At 70.3% G+C, this 17,386-nt stretch carries 16 protein-coding genes and 1 pseudogene; 14 read left to right on the top strand and 3 right to left on the bottom strand.

Going from position 1 to position 17,386, the window contains the following annotated elements; genetic code table 11:
* A partial coding sequence (pknB, locus tag ACK5KK_RS02745; RefSeq protein WP_416888558.1) for a Stk1 family PASTA domain-containing Ser/Thr kinase occupies positions 1-1,790 on the bottom strand: 1,790 nt, incomplete at its 3' end.
* A 115-nt stretch (positions 1,791-1,905) separates the two neighbouring features.
* On the opposite strand from pknB, the gene ACK5KK_RS02740 reads away from it, so the two are divergent.
* Positions 1,906-2,232, top strand: coding sequence for an Rv2175c family DNA-binding protein (locus ACK5KK_RS02740; protein ID WP_416888561.1), 327 nt, complete (start codon positions 1,906-1,908; stop codon positions 2,230-2,232).
* Positions 2,233-2,238: 6 nt separating this feature from the next.
* On the opposite strand, the gene ACK5KK_RS02735 is transcribed toward ACK5KK_RS02740, so the two are convergent.
* Positions 2,239-3,327 (bottom strand): polyprenyl synthetase family protein, encoded by a 1,089-nt coding sequence (locus ACK5KK_RS02735; RefSeq protein WP_416888557.1) that lies wholly within the window; start codon positions 3,325-3,327, stop codon positions 2,239-2,241.
* Positions 3,328-3,396: 69 nt separating this feature from the next.
* Here ACK5KK_RS02735 and ACK5KK_RS02730 point away from each other — a divergent pair, with 69 nt between their 5' ends.
* From ACK5KK_RS02730 to ACK5KK_RS02685, 10 genes are all read left to right on the top strand, one after another.
* Entirely contained in the window at positions 3,397-3,768 is a 372-nt protein-coding gene (locus ACK5KK_RS02730) for a DUF3040 domain-containing protein (protein ID WP_416888556.1), read from the top strand.
* Positions 3,769-3,920: 152 nt separating this feature from the next.
* Entirely contained in the window at positions 3,921-4,352 is a 432-nt protein-coding gene (gene mraZ / locus ACK5KK_RS02725; RefSeq protein WP_416888560.1) for a division/cell wall cluster transcriptional repressor MraZ, read from the top strand.
* A 98-nt stretch (positions 4,353-4,450) separates the two neighbouring features.
* Positions 4,451-5,410: a 16S rRNA (cytosine(1402)-N(4))-methyltransferase RsmH gene (gene rsmH, locus ACK5KK_RS02720; protein ID WP_416888555.1), complete on the top strand. Its 960-nt coding sequence runs from the start codon at positions 4,451-4,453 to the stop codon at positions 5,408-5,410.
* Positions 5,407-5,988, top strand: a complete 582-nt coding sequence (locus ACK5KK_RS02715; protein ID WP_416888554.1) for a hypothetical protein — start codon at positions 5,407-5,409, stop codon at positions 5,986-5,988. The genes rsmH and ACK5KK_RS02715 overlap by 4 nt, the downstream gene beginning before the upstream one ends.
* Positions 5,989-5,993: 5 nt before the next feature.
* The gene (locus tag ACK5KK_RS02710) at positions 5,994-7,805 is read left to right on the top strand and encodes a peptidoglycan D,D-transpeptidase FtsI family protein (RefSeq protein WP_416888553.1); all 1,812 of its coding nucleotides are present in this window, start codon (positions 5,994-5,996) and stop codon (positions 7,803-7,805) included.
* 51 nt (positions 7,806-7,856) lie between these two features.
* Entirely contained in the window at positions 7,857-9,269 is a 1,413-nt protein-coding gene (locus ACK5KK_RS02705; RefSeq protein ID WP_416888552.1) for a UDP-N-acetylmuramoyl-tripeptide--D-alanyl-D-alanine ligase, read from the top strand.
* Entirely contained in the window at positions 9,266-10,375 is a 1,110-nt protein-coding gene (gene mraY, locus ACK5KK_RS02700) for a phospho-N-acetylmuramoyl-pentapeptide-transferase (protein ID WP_416888551.1), read from the top strand. Before ACK5KK_RS02705 ends, mraY begins: the two co-directional genes overlap by 4 nt.
* Positions 10,357-11,910: a UDP-N-acetylmuramoyl-L-alanine--D-glutamate ligase gene (gene murD, locus ACK5KK_RS02695; RefSeq protein WP_416888559.1), complete on the top strand. Its 1,554-nt coding sequence runs from the start codon at positions 10,357-10,359 to the stop codon at positions 11,908-11,910. Before mraY ends, murD begins: the two co-directional genes overlap by 19 nt.
* Positions 11,864-13,096 carry a putative lipid II flippase FtsW gene (gene ftsW, locus ACK5KK_RS02690; RefSeq protein WP_416888550.1) on the top strand — a complete coding sequence of 411 codons (1,233 nt, stop codon included), beginning with the start codon at positions 11,864-11,866 and terminating at the stop codon, positions 13,094-13,096. Before murD ends, ftsW begins: the two co-directional genes overlap by 47 nt.
* 10 nt (positions 13,097-13,106) lie before the next feature.
* A complete protein-coding gene (locus ACK5KK_RS02685; protein WP_416888549.1) occupies positions 13,107-14,177 on the top strand; it encodes a UDP-N-acetylglucosamine--N-acetylmuramyl-(pentapeptide) pyrophosphoryl-undecaprenol N-acetylglucosamine transferase in 1,071 nt (356 codons plus the stop codon).
* Between the two features lie 3 nt (positions 14,178-14,180).
* On the opposite strand, the gene ACK5KK_RS02680 is transcribed toward ACK5KK_RS02685, so the two are convergent.
* Complete coding sequence (locus ACK5KK_RS02680) at positions 14,181-14,354, bottom strand: hypothetical protein (RefSeq protein WP_416888548.1); 174 nt, start codon at positions 14,352-14,354, stop codon at positions 14,181-14,183.
* Between the two features lie 80 nt (positions 14,355-14,434).
* Here ACK5KK_RS02680 and murC point away from each other — a divergent pair, with 80 nt between their 5' ends.
* From murC to ACK5KK_RS02665, 3 genes and pseudogenes are all read left to right on the top strand, one after another.
* Positions 14,435-15,835 (top strand): UDP-N-acetylmuramate--L-alanine ligase, encoded by a 1,401-nt coding sequence (gene murC, locus ACK5KK_RS02675; RefSeq protein ID WP_416888547.1) that lies wholly within the window; start codon positions 14,435-14,437, stop codon positions 15,833-15,835.
* A gap of 3 nt (positions 15,836-15,838) precedes the next feature.
* Entirely contained in the window at positions 15,839-16,939 is a 1,101-nt protein-coding gene (locus tag ACK5KK_RS02670; RefSeq protein WP_416888546.1) for a cell division protein FtsQ/DivIB, read from the top strand.
* A 165-nt stretch (positions 16,940-17,104) separates the two neighbouring features.
* Positions 17,105-17,386 (top strand): annotated as a pseudogene (locus ACK5KK_RS02665) (cell division protein FtsZ); the annotation flags it as partial.

Below are 17,386 nucleotides of genomic sequence, written 5' to 3'. Positions count from 1 at the left end.
TCGAGTTCGGCGACCGCGTCGCGGATCGTCCAACCGATCACATCGGGGATCGCGATCGGTTCCGGTCCTTTCGAGACGACGAGCGTCACGGTGTCGTCGGGTCGGAAACTGCCACCGCCGTCACGGTCCAGCATGCGGATGACATGGCCCTCATCCACGTCGTCACTGAACTCCTCGGTCGTCGCGACCTGCAGGCCGACGCCCTCCAGGGTCGATGTCGCAGAGTCGATCGAGTCCCCCGTGACGTCGGGGACCGGTCCCAGCGAGACGCGCAGTTCGGCCGTCGATCCCTCCAGTACGGAACACCCCTGGGTGCATTCGACAGGCTCGGTTCCCTCTTGCTCTGTGACGAACACGCGCACGACGGTGCCGTCGGCCAGGTCGGTGAAGAACTCGGGCCGGTCGGTCACCTCGATGTGAGCCTTCCGGAGGGCGGCCGTCGCCTCGTCATCGGTCATGCCCTGCAGCCGCGGAAGGTCGGCGGAGGCCGGCCCGGTCGAGACGATCACCGTCACCGGTGCGCCCCTCTCAACCCGCGCGCCGGCTGCCGGGTCGGTCGCGATGACCTCGTCGGCGGGAATCTCTAGACTGTGCTGTTCGCCGGGCTCGGCGACGAGCTCGCGCGCCGCGAGCGCGTCCGCGGCTTCGTCGTACGTGCCCCCGGCGACCTCGGGCACCTCGATGAGCGAGCCCGGTCCGGAGCCGAACCACCAGCCCACCCCGGCGGCGGCGCCAGCGAGCACGAGCACGAGGGCGATGAGCCACCAGCCCTTGGCGGCGTTGCGCCGCGTGCGGCGCCGCAACCTGGTCGCGTTGTCCGGTCCGGCGGTGACCAGCGGTGCCGTGAATGTGCCCGGGAGGATCTTCGTCACTTCATGAGAGTCGATGCCGTCGTCGACGGCGATCGGCCCGGTCGGAGCGCTCCGGACGACCTGCGGGTGCACGCCGAGGTCGTCCTCGATCTCCCGCAGACGGTTCAGCATCGCCCGCGCGTCGACGGGACGATCGTCGGGCTCCCGCTCGGTGGCCCACAGCACCAGTTCGTCGAGCTGCTCCGGGATGCCGGGGTTCTTCGCGCTGGGCCGCGGCACCGAATCGGTCGCGTGCTGGTAGGCGATCTGCATGGGCTGCTCGCCCTTGTAGGGCTGCTCACCGGCGAGCATCTCGTACAGCATGATCCCGAGCGCGTAGATGTCGCTGCGGGCGTCGGCGGTGCCGCGGGTGACCAGTTCCGGCGCGAGGTAGGCGATCGTGCCCAGAAGCATCTGCCCCGACGCGGTGTTGGCGGTGGTCGCGCGGGCCAGGCCGAAGTCACCGATCTTGATGCGGCCGTCCTCGGCCAGCAGCACGTTCTCGGGTTTCACGTCACGGTGGACGATGCCGGCGCGATGCGCGGCGGCCAGCCCCGACAGGATGGCGTCCATGATCGTGATGGTCTGCGGGATCGACAGCCGACGCTGTTCGCGGAGTAGTTCGCGCAGCGTGATGCCGGGCAGGTACTCCATGACGAGGTACGCCATGTCGCCGTCCTGCCCCTGGTCGAAGACGTTGACGACGTGGGAATCGGCCAGGCGCGCCGCGGCGCGCGCCTCCTGGATGAACCGGTCCTGGAACACGGAGTCGTCGGTGAGGTGTCCGTGCATGACCTTCAGCGCGATGCGGCGCTCGAGGCGCAGATCGGTCGCGACGTAGACGGTGGCCATGCCGCCACGGGCGATCCGGGCGCGCACCCGATACCGGCCGTCGACCAGTCGGCCGATCAGCGGGTCGGTTGGCTGGCTCGAACTCACGGGGAGAGTCTACGGAGCGCGGGCCCCGACCCCGGGCAGCGGCTCACCCCTGCGGGCGCACTGGACCACCGCTGTGTGCGGCCGTCGGTCGAGGTGAGACGATGGAGGGGTGACGATATCGACGGAATGGCTCACACTCGCCGAGGTGGCCGAAGCCACCGGCGAACCGGTGGGCCGCGTGCACCGTTTTCTCGACGACAGGCACCTGGTCGGCTCGCGCCGCGATGGCCCGCTGAAGGTGCCGGCGGTGTTCCTGGTAGAGGGCCGACCGCTTCCGTCCCTGCGCGGCACGGTGATCGTGCTGCAGGATGCCGGGTTCTCGGACGACGAGCTCATCGACTGGCTGATGGATCCGGAACCCTCGATCGGTGTGGCTCCGATCGAGGCGCTGCTGGCTGGCCGCAAGAGTGAGGTGCGCCGCGTCGCCCAGACGCTCGCCTGATCCTGCTCAGGCCCGCCGAGCGGTCGCCGCGCGCGCGAGATCGCGCAACCGCCCGACGGTGTGGGTGCCCAGCGGCGCGCCCCGCAGCGCGCGATCGGCCCGCTCCGTGTAGGCCGCGATGTCTGCCTCGACGCGGGCCAGCGCACCGGTGTCGACGATCGTGTTCTGCACGGCGGCGATCTGCGCCGCGTCGAGGTCGGGGTCGCCGAGCAGTTCGTCCAGCAGGCGACGGGCGCCCGGGGCCAGCGCGTCCCGGGCGTAGGCGATGAGCAGGGTCCGCTTGCCCTCACGCAGATCGTCGCCCGAGGGCTTGCCGGTCACGGCCGCGTCGCCGAAGACCCCGAGGATGTCGTCGCGCAACTGGAAGGCGAGTCCGATCGGAAGCCCGAACTCCGACAGCGCCTGGCGTTGGGTCGGTGTCGCCCCCGCCAGTTCGGCGCCGATCAGCAGCGGCTGCTGCACGCTGTAGCGCGCCGACTTGAGGGTCGCCACGAGCAGCGCGCGCTCGGCCTGGCCTGCCGGATCGGCGTCGGCGTTCCCGGCTTCGGCGGCGATGTCGAGGTATTGACCGAGCGTCACGTCCCGGCGCATGCGGCCGTAGCGGCGGCGCGCGTCGGCGGCGTGGGCGGCCTCGCTCAGGCCTTCCTCGAAGAGGTCATCGCTCCAGGCCACCAGCAGGTCGCCCAGCAGGATCGCGGCGGAACGGCCGAACCGAGCGGCATCGCCGGCCCAGTCGGAATCGCGGTGCTGCGCTTCGAGTCGTCGATGGGCCGAGGGTCGCCCGCGCCGGGTATCGGAGTTATCGATGATGTCGTCGTGCACCAGCGCGGCGGCCTGGAAGATCTCCAGCGCGGCGGCCGCAGCGATCACCGACTCCTCGGCCGTTTGCGGGGCGCCAGCGTGCTCGCGCACCGCGTCCCAGCCGGTGAGGCAGAACCGGGCCCGCAACCGTTTCCCGCCGCCGGTCGCGGCGGCTGCCTCGGCCACGAGAGAGGCGGCGTCGTCGCCCATGTCGACGACGGCATGCGCCTGCTCGGCGACGAACCTTTCCAGTCGCTGAGAAACGGTTTCGATCGCGTCCGGAGTCGGGTTCACGGGCCTAGCCTAGTTCTCGTACCCGCGCGTACAATCGAGTCAGATCTACACCGCCGACGAGGGAGAAGCATGCCGCTGTCAGAACAGGACCAGCGTCTGCTGGACGAGATGGAACGCCATCTCATGCGCACTGACGCCGACGTCGTGAGTGCCTCTCGCGAAGGGCGGTCGCTCAGCTACCGGAACATCGTGTACGGCACGATCCTCGTCCTGGTCGGTCTGGCCGGACTGCTCGTGGGCGTGTCGACGAGCCTGGTCGTCGTGGGCGTGATCGCCTTCGTGGTCATGGTCGGCGGCGTCGTCCTGGCCGTGACACCGACGCGTGGCTCGGGCGCCCGCGCGCGCCCGCAGGCGGGCGCGGCCACCGCCGCTCCACCGTCCTCCACCTCGTTCATGGACCGCATGAACAACCGTTGGGACAAGCGCCAAGAAGGGCGCTGACCCGCACCGATTCGAAAAGCACCGACCTTCGGGTCGGTGCTTTTTTGTGTCTGCGGGGAGCGATTCCCGGGAATCGATAGTGAAGTGGAGGAAAGTGGAGTAAAGTGGCGCAAAACGTGGTGGGACAGACAGGGGAAGGCGGTGCCGAGACGATGCTGCTGGGTACCCACACCCCGAAACTCGACGACAAGGGCCGCGTCATCCTGCCGGCCAAGTTCCGCGACGACCTCCGTGGGAGCGTCGTCGTGACCCGCGGTCAGGACCGGTGCCTCTACCTGTTCAGCGAGGCCGAGTTCGAGCGCCTCTACGAGAAGATGCGCGAAGCGCCGCTGACCAACAAGGACGCCCGCGGCTTCCAGCGCATGTTCCTGTCCGGGGCGAGCTCGGAAAAGCCCGACAGCCAGAACCGCATCACGATCCCGCCGCACCTGCGCACCTACGCGAACCTCGAGCGCGAGCTCGTCCTCACCGGCGTCGGGGCACACGCCGAGATCTGGAACGCCGACGCGTGGAACGCCTACGCCGACGGCAACGAAGACACCTATTCAGACATGGAGCAGGAGGTGATTCCGGGACTGTTCTGAGCCCCGCCCGTGACTCCCAGCCGCACGCCCTGACACACCTTCCCCGGTAGCAGGTCGGAGCGGATGGGGATCAGGGGCGGGGGTCGGCCCCCACCGCCATGGACGTCCGCGACATCCACACTCCGGTTCTGCTCGACCGCTGCATCGAGTTGCTCGCCCCCGCGCTCTCGCACGAGGGCGCGGTCCTCGTCGACGCGACGGAGGGCATGGGCGGGCACTCCGAAGCGCTGCTGGAGCGTTTCGGCGGCATCCACCTGATCGGCCTGGACCGCGACACCGCAGCGCTGCGCATCGCCGGACAGCGGTTGTCGCGTTTCGGCGATCGGGTGACGCTCGTGCACGCGGTGTACGACGGCATCGTCGACGCCGTCGCTCAGGCCGGCCGGACCCGCGTCGACGGCATCCTGTTCGATCTCGGCGTCTCGTCGCTGCACCTGGACGACGCCAGCCGTGGCTTCTCGTACGCGCATGACGCACCGCTGGACATGCGGATGGACCAGACCGACGGCCTCACCGCAGCGGACATCCTCGCCACCTACGCGGAAGGCGACCTGCGCCGCATCTTCGAGCGCTACGGCGAGGAGAAGCTCGCGGCGCGGTACGCGCGCGCGATCGTCGCGGCGCGGGCCGACGGCGCGATCACGCGCTCGGCGCGACTCGTCGAGATCCTGATCGCGGCGACACCGGCCGCTGTGCTGCGGGAGCGTGCGGGGCACCCGGCCAAGCGCGTTTTCCAGGCGTTGCGCATCGAGGTCAACACGGAGCTGGCCGTGTGGGAGCGAGCGCTCCCCGCGGCGATGGGGCTGCTGCCGGTGGGAGGGCGCATCGTGGTCATGAGCTATCAGTCGTTGGAGGACCGGTACACGAAGCGGGTTTTCGCGGCGGCATCGTCGTCGACGGCGCCGGTGGGACTGCCGGTGGAGCTTGCGGAGCACGCGCCGAGGTTCCGGCTGCTCGTCAAGGGCGCGGAGCTGGCGTCGGCGGATGAGCGCGTCGCCAACCCGCGTGCGACACCGGTGCGGCTGCGGGCCGCGGAGCGTTTGCGAGCCGCGGCATGAGCGCGGATGCCCTTCCGGTCGCGCGCCGGCAAGCCGTTCCGGAGACACCTCCGCCGCCGCGTCGCTTCCGCGCGCTCGACCGTCCCCGGCCGGCGCGCCGCCCGCGTGTGCTGTACGGCATCATCGCGGTCGCCGGCGCCTGCGCGATCGGCGCGGCGCAGCTGGGTCTGTCCATCCTGACCACGCAGGGGTCGTACGAACTGGCCGCGCTGACCGGTCAGCAGCGGGAGTTGTCGCAGCAGCGTCAGGTCCTCGAGGACTCCGTCGTCGGCCTCAGCTCCCCGCAGTACCTGGCCGCCAACGCGTCGGCCCTGGGCATGGTGACCGGGCAGGAGCCCAACTACCTGCGGCTGAGCGACGGGCAGATCATCGGAACCGGCCAGCCGGCCAGCGGATCCACCAGCGTGCACGCACTCCGTGACGCAGCCGTCGCGAACGCGCTGGTCAGCGGAACCTCGCTGGCCACCGACCCCGACGCGACCCTCGACACCGGGGCCACGGTCGAACTGGGATCCGTCGCCAATACGCCGACACCCCCGCCGATCGCCGACGGACTGCCCACGCCCACCACACACTGAGATACATGACGACTCGAGCGACCCGAAGCCAGCGTCGACGCACCGTCGTCGCGCTCGCCGTGGTTCTCATCGTGCTGGCCGCCTTCGTCATCCGTCTCGTGGACATCCAGGTGGTCAACGCGAACCAGCACATCAGCGACTCGCGCGACCTGGCCACCGAGACCGCCCGCGTCGTGTACGGTGCCCGCGGCGAGATCACCGACACGCACGGGGCAGTGCTGGCCACCAGCACCACGCTCTACGACGTCCAGGTCGACCCGATGATGGCCGCCAAGGGGATCGCCGCCACCGACGCCGACGGGAAGAAGATCCTCGACGACGAGGGCCAGCCGGTGACCATCGAGTGGACCGAGCTCGCCGCTGCGATCGCCGAGATCACCGGGCAGGATGCCGCGAAGGTAGCCGCCGTGGTGACCGATGCCGTCGCGGCAGACCCCGCCGACCGGTTCGAGTACATCACGCGTTACGCGTCGACGGCCACCTACCGGGAACTGGCTGAGCTGGAGCTCCCCTTCCTCACGTTCCCGCCGCACCCGGCCCGCACCTACCCCGACGGCGCGGTCGCCGGGAACATCGTCGGCTTCGTCGGTTCCGACGGCACCCCGCTGGAGGGGATCGAGTCGGTCGAGGAATCGTGCCTGGCCGCCGAGGACGGCAGGGTCCTGTACCAGCGCGGCGCCGACGGGGTGATCATCCCCGGGACGGAGGAGACCGAGAAGGCGACTGACGGGGGCACCCTGCGCCTCACGATCGACGCGGATCTGCAGTGGTACATGCAGCAGCTCATCGCCGAGGAGACCGACCGGCTTCGCGCGAACTGGGGCGGGATCGTCGTCGTGGAGGTCGCGACCGGTAAGATCCGCGCCGCCGCGGAGACGGCCAGCGTCGATCCGAACGACGTCGGAGCGTCGGCGCCGGAGGACCGGGCCTCGCGTCTGCTGCGCTACTCGTACGAGCCCGGATCGACGTTCAAGCCGGTCACGGCGGCGACCGCGATCGAACAGGCCGGGTTGACCTCGGCATCCACCGTGGTCGTTCCCGACCGGAAGGTGTTCGCCAATGGCGCGGTCATCAACGACTCCGAGCATCACGCGACCGAGACGCTCACCCTCGCGGGCGGGCTGGTGCGCTCTTCGAACGTCGCGATGTCGCAGTTCGGCGCGCTCGTCGACCCGGAGACCCGGTTGGAGTATCTGCAGAAGTTCGGCGTCGGCGAAGGCACCGCGTTGAACTGGCCCGGCGAGCCGCAGGGAACCTACATCCCGGTCGACCAGTGGGATAACCAGACCTACTACACGACGACGTTCGGTCAGGCGTTCACGGTGACGGTGCCGCAGGTCGCCAGCGTGTACCAGACGATTGCCAACGACGGGGTGCGGATGCCGCTCAGTCTGGTGGAGTCGTGCACGAGCGCGGACGGTGTCGTGCACGCACCCGACCTGCCCGCACCGACCCGCGTGATCGACAAGAGCACCGCGGCCGAGGTCGGGCTCATGCTGGAGAACGTCTTCGCGCAGGGGACCCTCGCCGACGACGTCGCCATTGACGGATACCGAATGGCAGGCAAGACCGGAACCGCGCAGGTTCCGAACGGCAAGGGCGGTTACAAGTCCGGTGTGTACTTCACCTCGCTGGTCGGATATGCTCCGGCCGACGATCCGCAGTATGTTGTTCTGACGGTGTTCGACGAACCGAAGAAGACGCGCATGTCGTCGGCGAACCGCCCCGCATTCACCCAGGCGATGACCCAGGTGCTCAAGCACTACCGGATCATGCCGTCGGAGTCGGAGACTTCGCTGCTGCCGGTGACGCGGTGACGCGGTGTTCGACGACCACGTGTGTGCTGCTGCGCGAAAGGTACCCCCCGCATGATCCGCATGACGCTCGCCGAGGTGGCGCGGACCGTCGGTGGTGAGTTGTTCCTGTCCGGCGCGGACACGCCCGAGACGCCGGTGACGGGGACGGTCGAGACCGATTCGCGCGTGCTCGGCGACGGAGACGTCTTCGTGGCCAAGCCGGGGGAGGTCACCGACGGGCACCGTTTCGTGGCGGCCGCCGCCGCGGCGGGCGTGGTCCTGGCGATCGTGGAGCGGCGCGTCGAGGCCGAGGTGTCACAGATCGTGGTCGCCGACGCCGTCACCGCGCTGGCCGACCTCGCCCGTGAGGTCGTAGCGCGGGTGCGGGCGGGCGGAGCGTTGCAGATCGTCGGGATCACCGGTTCCAACGGCAAGACCACGACGAAGAACCTCCTGGCGCGCATCCTCTCCGACGCAGGGGAGACGATCGCTCCGCGCGGGTCGTACAACAATGAGGTCGGCGCACCGCTGACGATGCTCAGGATCACCGAGCACACGCGCTTCCTCGTCAGTGAGTTCGGCGCCGCCGGACCGGGTGAGATCGCCCGGTTGGCCGGGCTGGTCACCCCCGACATCGGCGTGGCGCTGATGGTCGGTCTCGCCCACGCCGGCGGATTCGGGGGAGTGGAGGCCACGCTCGCGGCCAAGACCGAGCTGGTCGAGGCGGTGCGCCCCGGGGGCCTCGCCGTGCTGAACGCCGACGACCCGCGGGTGGCCACGATGGCCGCCGTCGCCGAGGGCCGTGGCGTGTCGGTGCGCTGGTTCGGCCGGAGCGCGTCGGCGCAGGTCCGGGCGGAGGATGTCGTGGTCACGGCGTCCGGCACCGCTGCCACCGTCATCGACGGCGCCGAGCGCCACCCGTTGCGGATGCGGGTGCTCGGCGAGCACCACATCTCCAACGCTCTCGCCGCACTCACCGCAGCGCAGGAGCTCGGCGTGCCGCTGGCGCAGTCGATCGCGCGCCTGGAGACCGTTGAGGTTGCCGAACGGTGGCGGATGCAGCCGCTGGGCACCGACCGTATCCGCATCATCAACGACGCCTACAACGCCAGCCCCGATTCCATGGCCGCCGCCCTGCGCACCCTCGCGCAGATCGTGGCACCGGGTCAGCGGAAGGTCGCCGTGCTCGGGGCCATGAGCGAGCTGGGCGAGCAGGCCGGTGAGGAGCACGACCGGGTGGGGCTGCTGGCGGTGCGGTTACGCATCGAGCGGATCGTGATCGTCGGCTCCGAGGCCCGTCGGCTGTATCTCGCGGCGATCGGAGAGGGCTCCTGGGACGGGGAGGCGGTGTTCTTCGAGAACGCCGACGACGCGTTCGACTACCTGCGCACCGAGTTGCGCGACGGCGACCGGGTGCTGGTGAAGTCGTCCAACAGCGCCGGACTGCGGCACTTGGGCGACCGTCTGGGAGACTGGGTCTCGTGAGATCACTCCTTGCGTCCGCAGCGATCTCTTTCGCGTTCACGCTGTTCCTCACGCCCCTGTTCATCCGGCTGTTCCAGCGGCTGCGCTGGGGACAGGTGATCCGCACCCCCGAAGACCCGGTCAACCCGAGCCACGGGGCCAAACGCGGCACCCCCACGATGGGCGGCATCGTGTTCATCCTCGGGACGATCACCGGCTACGTTGCCGGTTCGTTCGCCGGTGGCACCCCCCCGACCGGCTCCGGGCTGCTGGTGCTGTGGATGATGGTCGGGCTCGGCGCGATCGGCTTCGTGGACGATTTCATGAAGGTGCGCCAGCAGCGTAGCCTCGGGCTGTCGGGATGGCGCAAGATCCTCGGTCAGGTGCTCGTCGCGGTGCCGTTCGGGGTCCTCGCACTGAACTTCCCGAACGAAGTCGGCGAGACGCCGGCATCCCCGTTCATCTCGCTCGTGCGCGACATCCCGGCGCTGAGCTTCATGGCTCTCGGCGCCGTGGTCGGCTGGATCATCTACCTCATCTGGGTCTCGTTCCTGTCGGTCGCCTGGTCCAACGCCGCGAACCTCACCGATGGCCTGGACGGCCTGGCCACCGGGGCCGGCATCTTCAGCGTGGGGATGTACAGCCTGGTGACGTTCTGGCAGTTCCAGCAGAGGTGCACCAGCCCCGAACTGGTCACGGCGTACCAGTCGGCCTGCTACACGACGCGTGATCCGATGGATCTCACGATCGTGGCGGCGTCCTTCGTCGGTGCGCTGGTCGGATTCCTGTGGTGGAACGCCCCGAAGGCCAAGATCTTCATGGGCGACACCGGCTCGATGGCGATGGGGGGCGTCGTGGCGGCGATCTCGATCCTGTCGCGCACCGAGATCCTCGCCATCGTGATCGCCGGGATCTTCATCATCGCCCCCGGCTCCGTCCTGCTGCAGCGGTACTACTTCAAGGCGACCGGCGGCAAGCGCCTGTTCCTGATGAGCCCGTTCCACCACCATCTCGAGATGCGGGGCTGGCCCGAGATCACGATCGTGGTGCGCATGTGGATCATCGCCGGCATGCTGGCGATCTCCGGCGTGGGTCTGTTCTACGTCACCTGGTTGGCGGTGCTGTGACCCTCGAGGCGCTCACGAGCTGGCACGCCGACTGGCGGGGGCTTCGCGTGGTCGTCCTCGGTCTGTCGGTCACCGGTTTCTCGGTGGCCGACACCCTTGCCGAGCTCGGTGCGGACGTTCTCGTGGCCACCGAGTCGGCCACGGCGGAGTACGCGGACCTCCTTCCCGTCATCGGCGCCTCGCTCCACGTCGGCGCTCTCGACGAGGTCCCGGCGGAGGTCGTGGCCCATCGACCGCAGGTCATCGTGGCCTCGCCGGGATTCCCCCCGCACCACCCGGTCATCCGGTGGGCGCAAGACAGCGGTATTCCGCTGTGGGGCGACATCGAGCTGGCGTGGCGGGTGCGTGACAAGGTGCTGCGCGCGGACGGGCGGCCCGCCGACTGGATGCTGGTCACCGGCACCAACGGCAAGACCACGACGACGCGCCTGGCGGCCACGCTGTTGACTGCGGGCGGTGTGCGCGCCGCACCGTGCGGCAACATCGGCGTGCCGGTGCTCGACGCGGTGCGCGACCCGGCCGGATTCGACGTGTTCGTCGTCGAACTGTCCAGTCACCAGCTGTGGTACCTGGGGCTGTCGTCGGGTGAGGATGCCGTCTCGCCGCACGCCAGTGTCTGCCTGAACCTCGCCGACGATCACTTGGAGTGGCACGGGTCGGCCGCGGCATACCGGGAGGCGAAGGCGGTCGTGTACCGCAACACGCAGGTGGCGTGCGTCTACAACAAGTCCGACGACGCGACCCGTGAGATGGTGGAGCAGGCCGACGTCGTGGAGGGCTGCCGGGCGATCGGCTTCGACCTCGGGGTGCCCGGTCCGAGCGACCTGGGCCTGGTCGACGGGATTCTCGTGGACCGCGCCTTCCTGGAACAGCGCCGCACCAGCGCCTTGGAGCTGGCGACGGTCGCCGACCTCGCCGCCGTCGGTCTGGGTGCGCCGCACACGGTGGCGAACATCCTCGCCGCGTCCGCCCTGGCGCGGTCGTTCGACGTGTCGCCGCGCGCGATCCGGGAGGCCCTGGAGACGTTCCGCCTCGATCCGCATCGCATCGAGGTCGTCGCCGTCGTCGACGGCACCACGTGGGTGGACGACTCGAAGGCGACCAATCCGCACGCGGCCGCCTCGTCGCTGCTGGCCTACCCGGGGGCGGTGTGGGTCGTGGGCGGACTGCTCAAAGGAGTTGACATCTCGGGCCTCGTGGCCTCCCGCGGCCCGGGGGTCAAAGCGGCGATCGTCATCGGCGTGGATCGCAGCGAGATCACCGCGGCGTTCGCGCGACACGCGCCGATGGTGCCGGTGTTCGAGGTCGACCCGTCCGAGACTGAGAACATCATGGCCCGCGTGGTCGCCCTGGCGGCGAATGTCGCGGTCGCGGGAGACACGGTTCTCCTGGCCCCCGCGGCGGCGTCCTTCGACCAGTTCGTGTCTTACGAGGACCGTGGGCGTAAGTTCGCCGACGCGGTCAGGCAACGGTGGGGAAGGGAACCCGGTGACGACGACGCAGGACCGGACGCGGCCGACCGTCCGTCCCACTGAGCTCGCGAGCGCCGAGCGCGGGTTCACCGCTCGCGTGGGGCTCGGGCGTCTGTTCGCCCCGGTTCCCAGCGAGTTCCTGATGATCGCCTCGGCCGCGCTCATCCTCACCGTGTTCGGCCTCGTCATGGTGCTGTCGGCCACGGTCGCCACGTCGGTCTCGGCCGGAGCGAGCCCGTTCGAGGTCGTTCTCAAGCAGGGCCTGTTCGCCGTGCTCGGCATCCCGCTCATGTTCGTCGCGAGCCGCATGCCGCTGCTGTTCTGGAAACGGGTGTCCTGGGTCGCCCTGGGCGTGGCACTGGGCCTGCAGCTGCTGGTGTTCACCGGACTCGGCTACGAGGATGCGGGCAACCGCAACTGGATCTCGATCGCCGGGATCCAGGCCCAGCCCTCGGAGTTCCTCAAGCTCGCCTTCGCGCTGTGGCTCGGCTACGTGCTCTACCGCAAGCACACCATGCTGGGCGACTGGCGCCATGTGTTCATCCCGGTGGTACCGGTCGGGGCGCTGGTGATCGGCTCCGTCCTCGCCGGCGCTGACCTCGGGACCGCCATGGTCCTCGTGTTGATCATGCTCGGCGCCCTCTTCTTCTCCGGCGTCAAGCTGCGCATCTTCGTGCTGCCGCTGATCCTGGCCGCGGTCGCGGTCGCGTTCCTGGCGGTGTCGAGCCCCAACCGCATGCGCCGCATCATGAGCTTCCTCGACCCGAACTGCCTCGCCGACTACACCGACGGCTGCTATCAGCCGCTGCACGGGATCTGGGGCCTGGCCAACGGCGGCGTGTTCGGTCTGGGCCTCGGGAACTCCCGCGAGAAATACAACTGGCTTCCGGCGGCCGCCCACGACTACATCTTCGCGATCGTCGGCGAGGAGCTCGGCCTCATCGGGTGCGTCGTCGTGCTGGCCCTGTTCACCCTGTTCGCGGTCGGAGCGTTCCGCGTCATCCGCAAGACCCGCGACCCGTTCGTGCGGATCGTCGCCGGCGGGGTCACCGTGTGGGTCGTCGGTCAGGCGCTCATCAACATCGGTGTCGTGCTGCGGGTGTTCCCGACGCTGGGTGTGCCGCTGCCGTTCATGTCGCAGGGCGGGACGTCGCTGCTGTCGGTGCTGCTGGCCACCGGTGTCCTGCTGTCGCTGGCGCGTTCGCTGCCGCAGACGGCGGCGTCGGGGCAGGCCGCGCGCACCCGGTAGGGTCGATCGGATGACCACGTACCTGCTGGCCGGCGGTGGAACCGCGGGCCACGTCAACCCGTTGTTGGCGGTGGCCGACGGACTTCGGGCCCGTGACGACCGCACCGAGATCCTGGTGCTCGGCACCCGGGAGGGGCTGGAGTCCCGGCTCGTGCCCGAGCGCGGCTACGAGCTGCTCACCGTCGATAAAGTGCCCTTCCCGCGCCGTCCGGACGGGGCGGCGCTGCGTTTCCCGGGCCGCTTCCGTCGCGCGATCGCGCAGGTGCGTGCCCACCTCCGCGACCGCGGCGTCGACGTCGTGGTGGGATTCGGCGGGTACGCCGCGGCGCCGGCCTACATCGCCGCCCGCCGCGAGAAGGTCCCGTTCGTCGTTCACGAGGCCAACGCGCGGCCGGGACTGGCGAACATCCTGGGGGCGCGGTGGGCGGCGGCCTCCGGCGTGGCCTTCGCCGGGACGCCGCTGCGGGGTGCGCAGGTGGTGGGGATGCCGCTGCGCCGCGAGCTCGTCGATCTGGACACCGCGGCGCGGCGACCCGAGGCGGCTGCCGCGTTCGGGCTGGATGCGGCCCGCCCGGTGCTGCTGGTTTTCGGCGGCTCACTGGGTGCACGGCGCATCAACGAGGCGCTCGCGGGGTCGTGGCCCGACATCGTCGCGGCCGGCTGGCAGGTCCTGCACGCGGTGGGCGGCGGCAACGAGCTGCCGGCCTCGGCCGAGGGCTACGTCGCGGTGCCCTACCTCGACCGGATGGATCTCGCGTTCGCGCTCGCGGACGCGATCGTGGCGCGCGCGGGGTCGGCGACGGTCAGCGAGGTGAGCGCCCTGGGTATCCCGGCCTTCTACGTGCCGTACGCGGTCGGCAACGGTGAGCAGGAGCTCAATGCCCGTTCGGCGGTCGCCGCGGGCGCGGCACGGCTCATCCCCGATGCGGAGTTCACGGCCGAACGCGTCCGCACGCAGCTCGTTCCGGCGCTGTCCGACGGCGACGCACTCGCCGCGATGCGGGCCGGCGCTGCCACGGTCGGTTCCCGCACCGGTACCGAGGACGTCATCGCCCTGATCGACGCCTCGCGGACGCGCTGACGATCAGAGCTCGGCTAGAGCGCGCCGGATGTGCCCGTCGCCGTACGCCTCGTAGCCGACGACGCTGATCCAGGGCAGTTCCAGGGGCGTGGCGGCGCGGTGCGTCTCGTGCGGATCGCGGGCGCGCATGGGACGCAACCCGTGCGGGAGCCGGGCGGGGAGGGACTCGTTCGTCACGACTCACGCTGTAGGGTCTGCGCCCGCTCGGAGGGTCGCTCAGCTTCCCCGGGGACGGGGAGACCTAGACTTGTCGAGCCATGATCAGACCCGACCTCAACGCACCGATCCCCGAGCGGATCGAGGCTGCACACTTCATCGGTATCGGCGGTTCGGGGATGTCTGGACTGGCCGGAATGTACCTCGACCGCGGCATCCGCGTCTCCGGCTCCGACCGTGCCGACGGTGCGGCGATGCGGCGCCTGGCCGACCGCGGAGCCGATGTGCACGTCGGCCACGATGCCGCGCACCTGCCGGCGGGGGTGGATGCCGTGGTGTTCAGCGGTGCGATCTGGCCCGAGAACCCGGAGTACCGCGCCGCCGTCGATCGCGGCATCCCGATTATCCACCGCTCGCAGGCACTCCACTGGCTGATCGGCGATCGCCGCCTCGTCGCGGTGGCCGGTGCCCACGGCAAGACCACCTCGACCGGCATGATCGTGACCGCGCTGCGTGCCCTCGACGCGGACCCGTCGTTCGTCAACGGCGGTGTGATCGCCGACCTCGGCGTCTCCAGCGGGAGCGGTGCGGACGAGACGTTCGTGATCGAGGCCGACGAGTCCGACGGCACGTTTTTGCTCTACGACACCGCGATCGCGCTGATCACCAACGTCGATCCCGATCATCTGGACCACTGGGGCACCCGGGACGCCTTCTACGAGGGGTTCGGCCGGTTCGCGCGCGAGGCGCGCGAGGCGGTCGTGATCTCCGCCGACGACGAGGGCGCTCGCCGGGTCACCGCCGGGCTGACCCATCCCCGTGTCGTGACGTTCGGCCGCTCGGACGGGGCGGACGTGCGCGTCGCGGACATCACCGCCGCGGGGCCGGTGGCGTTCACCCTCATCCACGGGGACGCGTCGGTCCGGGTGAGGCTGGCGGTGCCGGGCGCGCACAACGCGATTAACGCGGCCGGTGCCGTGGCGGTGCTGATCACACTCGGCCATTCGCTGGAGCGGGCCGCTGCCGCCGTCGCGGGTTTCGGCGGCACGGTGCGCAGGTTCGAGCTGCACGGTGTCGAGCGCGGCGTCAGCGTCTACGACGACTACGCGCATCACCCGACGGAGGTCGCCGCGGCGCTGTCGGCGGCCCGGACCGTCGTCGGTGCGGGTCGCCTCATCGCCGTGCACCAGCCGCACACGTACTCGCGCACGCGGGACATGTTCCGAGAGTTCGCCGAGGTGCTGGAGACGCTCGCCGACCACACGGTGGTCCTCGAGGTCTACGGCGCGCGCGAGGACCCGATCCCCGGCGTGACCGGCGAACTTGTCAGCGGCGCGTTCGCCGACCCGTCGCGGGTGCGTTTCGTCGCCGACTGGCCCGCGGCGGCGGCCTACACCGCCGCGGTCGCGCGTCAGGGCGATTTCGTGATCACGCTGGGCTGCGGAGACGTGTACCGCATCATCCCCGACGTCCTGCAGGCACTGACGAGCGCGCGGGAGTGACCGGTGCGCCGCCCCGATCCGCTGCCGCCGCCGGCAGGTCAGCCGCGGTCACCGGACGCGCCCGCCGCCGACGACGCCGCGCGCCGAGTGGTACCGCCGTGGCAACGGCACAGCGACCCTCCCGCGGATGCCGGTGACGCCGAACCGGTCACCGGATCCACTCCCGCCGAGGCGGCCGCTGCCGCCGGTGCCCGGCCGCGGGCCGCGTCGATGCCGCCGGTGCCGACCACGCCGGACGCCGAGAGCGCCCGCCAGCAGGCTGTCGCACCGGTGATGCCGATCGCGCAGGACGTGCCGCAGGCCACGGGCCGCGCCGCCGGCCCGGCAGCGGTTCCTGTCGGCGCGGGTGTGCGTGAGGTGTGGGCGGCGGCCCGCGCCCGTCGCCGGGCCCTGCGCGCCGAGGTCAAGCGGTTCACCGCGGGTCAGCGCCGTCGCCGCCGCATCTGGGTGGGAGCCGGGATCGCCGTGGTCGCGCTCGTCCTGGGAACGATCGCGGCGGTGTACAGTCCGTTGTTCGCCGTCGAGCGGGTGCGCGTGCTCGGTGCCGACTCCCTCGACGCCGCGGAGGTCGAGGGGGCGCTGGAGGACCAGCTCGGCGTGCCGCTGCCGCTCGTCGACACCAGTGCCGTCAAGGCGGCCCTGGTCGGTTTTCCCCTCGTGGAGTCGTACGCGCTGGAGTCGCGACCACCGCACGAGCTGATCGTGCGCATCGTGGAGCGCACGCCGATCGGCGTGCTCGAGTCGACGGCGGGGTTCACGCTCGTCGACGCGGCCGGTGTCGCCCTGGCCACGACGGCCACGGCGCCCGAGGGGTACCCGGTGCTGTCGGTCGCCGGCGGCGTCGGCTCGCCCGCCTTCGAGGCCGTCGGTCGTGTCTTCCGCGCCCTCCCGGAGGAGATCCGTACGCGGGTCTCTGCGATGGCGGCGACCACCGGCAGCGACGTTACGCTCACCTTGGACGGCGGCGCGACCGATGTCATCTGGGGGACCGCGGACGAGTCCGCCACAAAGGCGCTGGTGCTGGAGAAGACGATGGAAGCGCTGCCGCCGGAGGATGTTTCGGTGTACGACGTGTCGTCTCCCCGGGCCGTCGTCGTCCGCTGAGCACCGATCTCACGCCGCGATTCGCGACACGCCCACCAGATCATCGGGGGCACGCATCCGTGCGCTTACCTTCGTGTTCAGGAATTGCATACTCGGCATTTCTTTAAACCTCTACTAGAGGTTCAAGGTTTAGACATCGTGGTTCGGGATGATACGGAGGCCGGCATGAGCCAGAACCAGAACTACCTCGCAGTGATCAAAGTCGTCGGGGTCGGCGGCGGCGGGGTCAACGCCGTCAATCGCATGATCGAGTTGGGGTTGCGGGGCGTTGAGTTCATCGCGGTCAACACCGACGCGCAGGCGCTGCTGATGAGCGACGCCGACGTCAAGCTCGACGTCGGCCGTGAGCTGACTCGCGGACTCGGCGCCGGAGCGGACCCCGAGGTCGGCCGTCGTGCCGCCGAGGATCACGCGGAGGAGATCGAAGAGGCCCTCGCGGGCGCCGAC

Source organism: Microbacterium sp. (assembly GCF_047972865.1).
GTDB lineage: Bacteria > Actinomycetota > Actinomycetes > Actinomycetales > Microbacteriaceae > Microbacterium.
This window is presented reverse-complemented; position numbering and strand designations above follow the sequence as displayed.

Bases quoted from the DNA above. Each gene is read 5' to 3' on its own strand.
- ACK5KK_RS02730 (WP_416888556.1), top strand. From the start codon at position 3,397: ATGCCGCTGTCAGAACAGGACCAGCGTCTGCTGGACGAGATGGAACGC.
- mraZ (WP_416888560.1), top strand. From the start codon at position 3,921: ATGCTGCTGGGTACCCACACCCCGAAACTCGACGACAAGGGCCGCGTC.
- rsmH (WP_416888555.1), top strand. From the start codon at position 4,451: ATGGACGTCCGCGACATCCACACTCCGGTTCTGCTCGACCGCTGCATC.
- ACK5KK_RS02715 (WP_416888554.1), top strand. From the start codon at position 5,407: ATGAGCGCGGATGCCCTTCCGGTCGCGCGCCGGCAAGCCGTTCCGGAG.
- ACK5KK_RS02710 (WP_416888553.1), top strand. From the start codon at position 5,994: ATGACGACTCGAGCGACCCGAAGCCAGCGTCGACGCACCGTCGTCGCG.
- ACK5KK_RS02705 (WP_416888552.1), top strand. From the start codon at position 7,857: ATGATCCGCATGACGCTCGCCGAGGTGGCGCGGACCGTCGGTGGTGAG.
- ACK5KK_RS02685 (WP_416888549.1), top strand. From the start codon at position 13,107: ATGACCACGTACCTGCTGGCCGGCGGTGGAACCGCGGGCCACGTCAAC.
- murC (WP_416888547.1), top strand. From the start codon at position 14,435: ATGATCAGACCCGACCTCAACGCACCGATCCCCGAGCGGATCGAGGCT.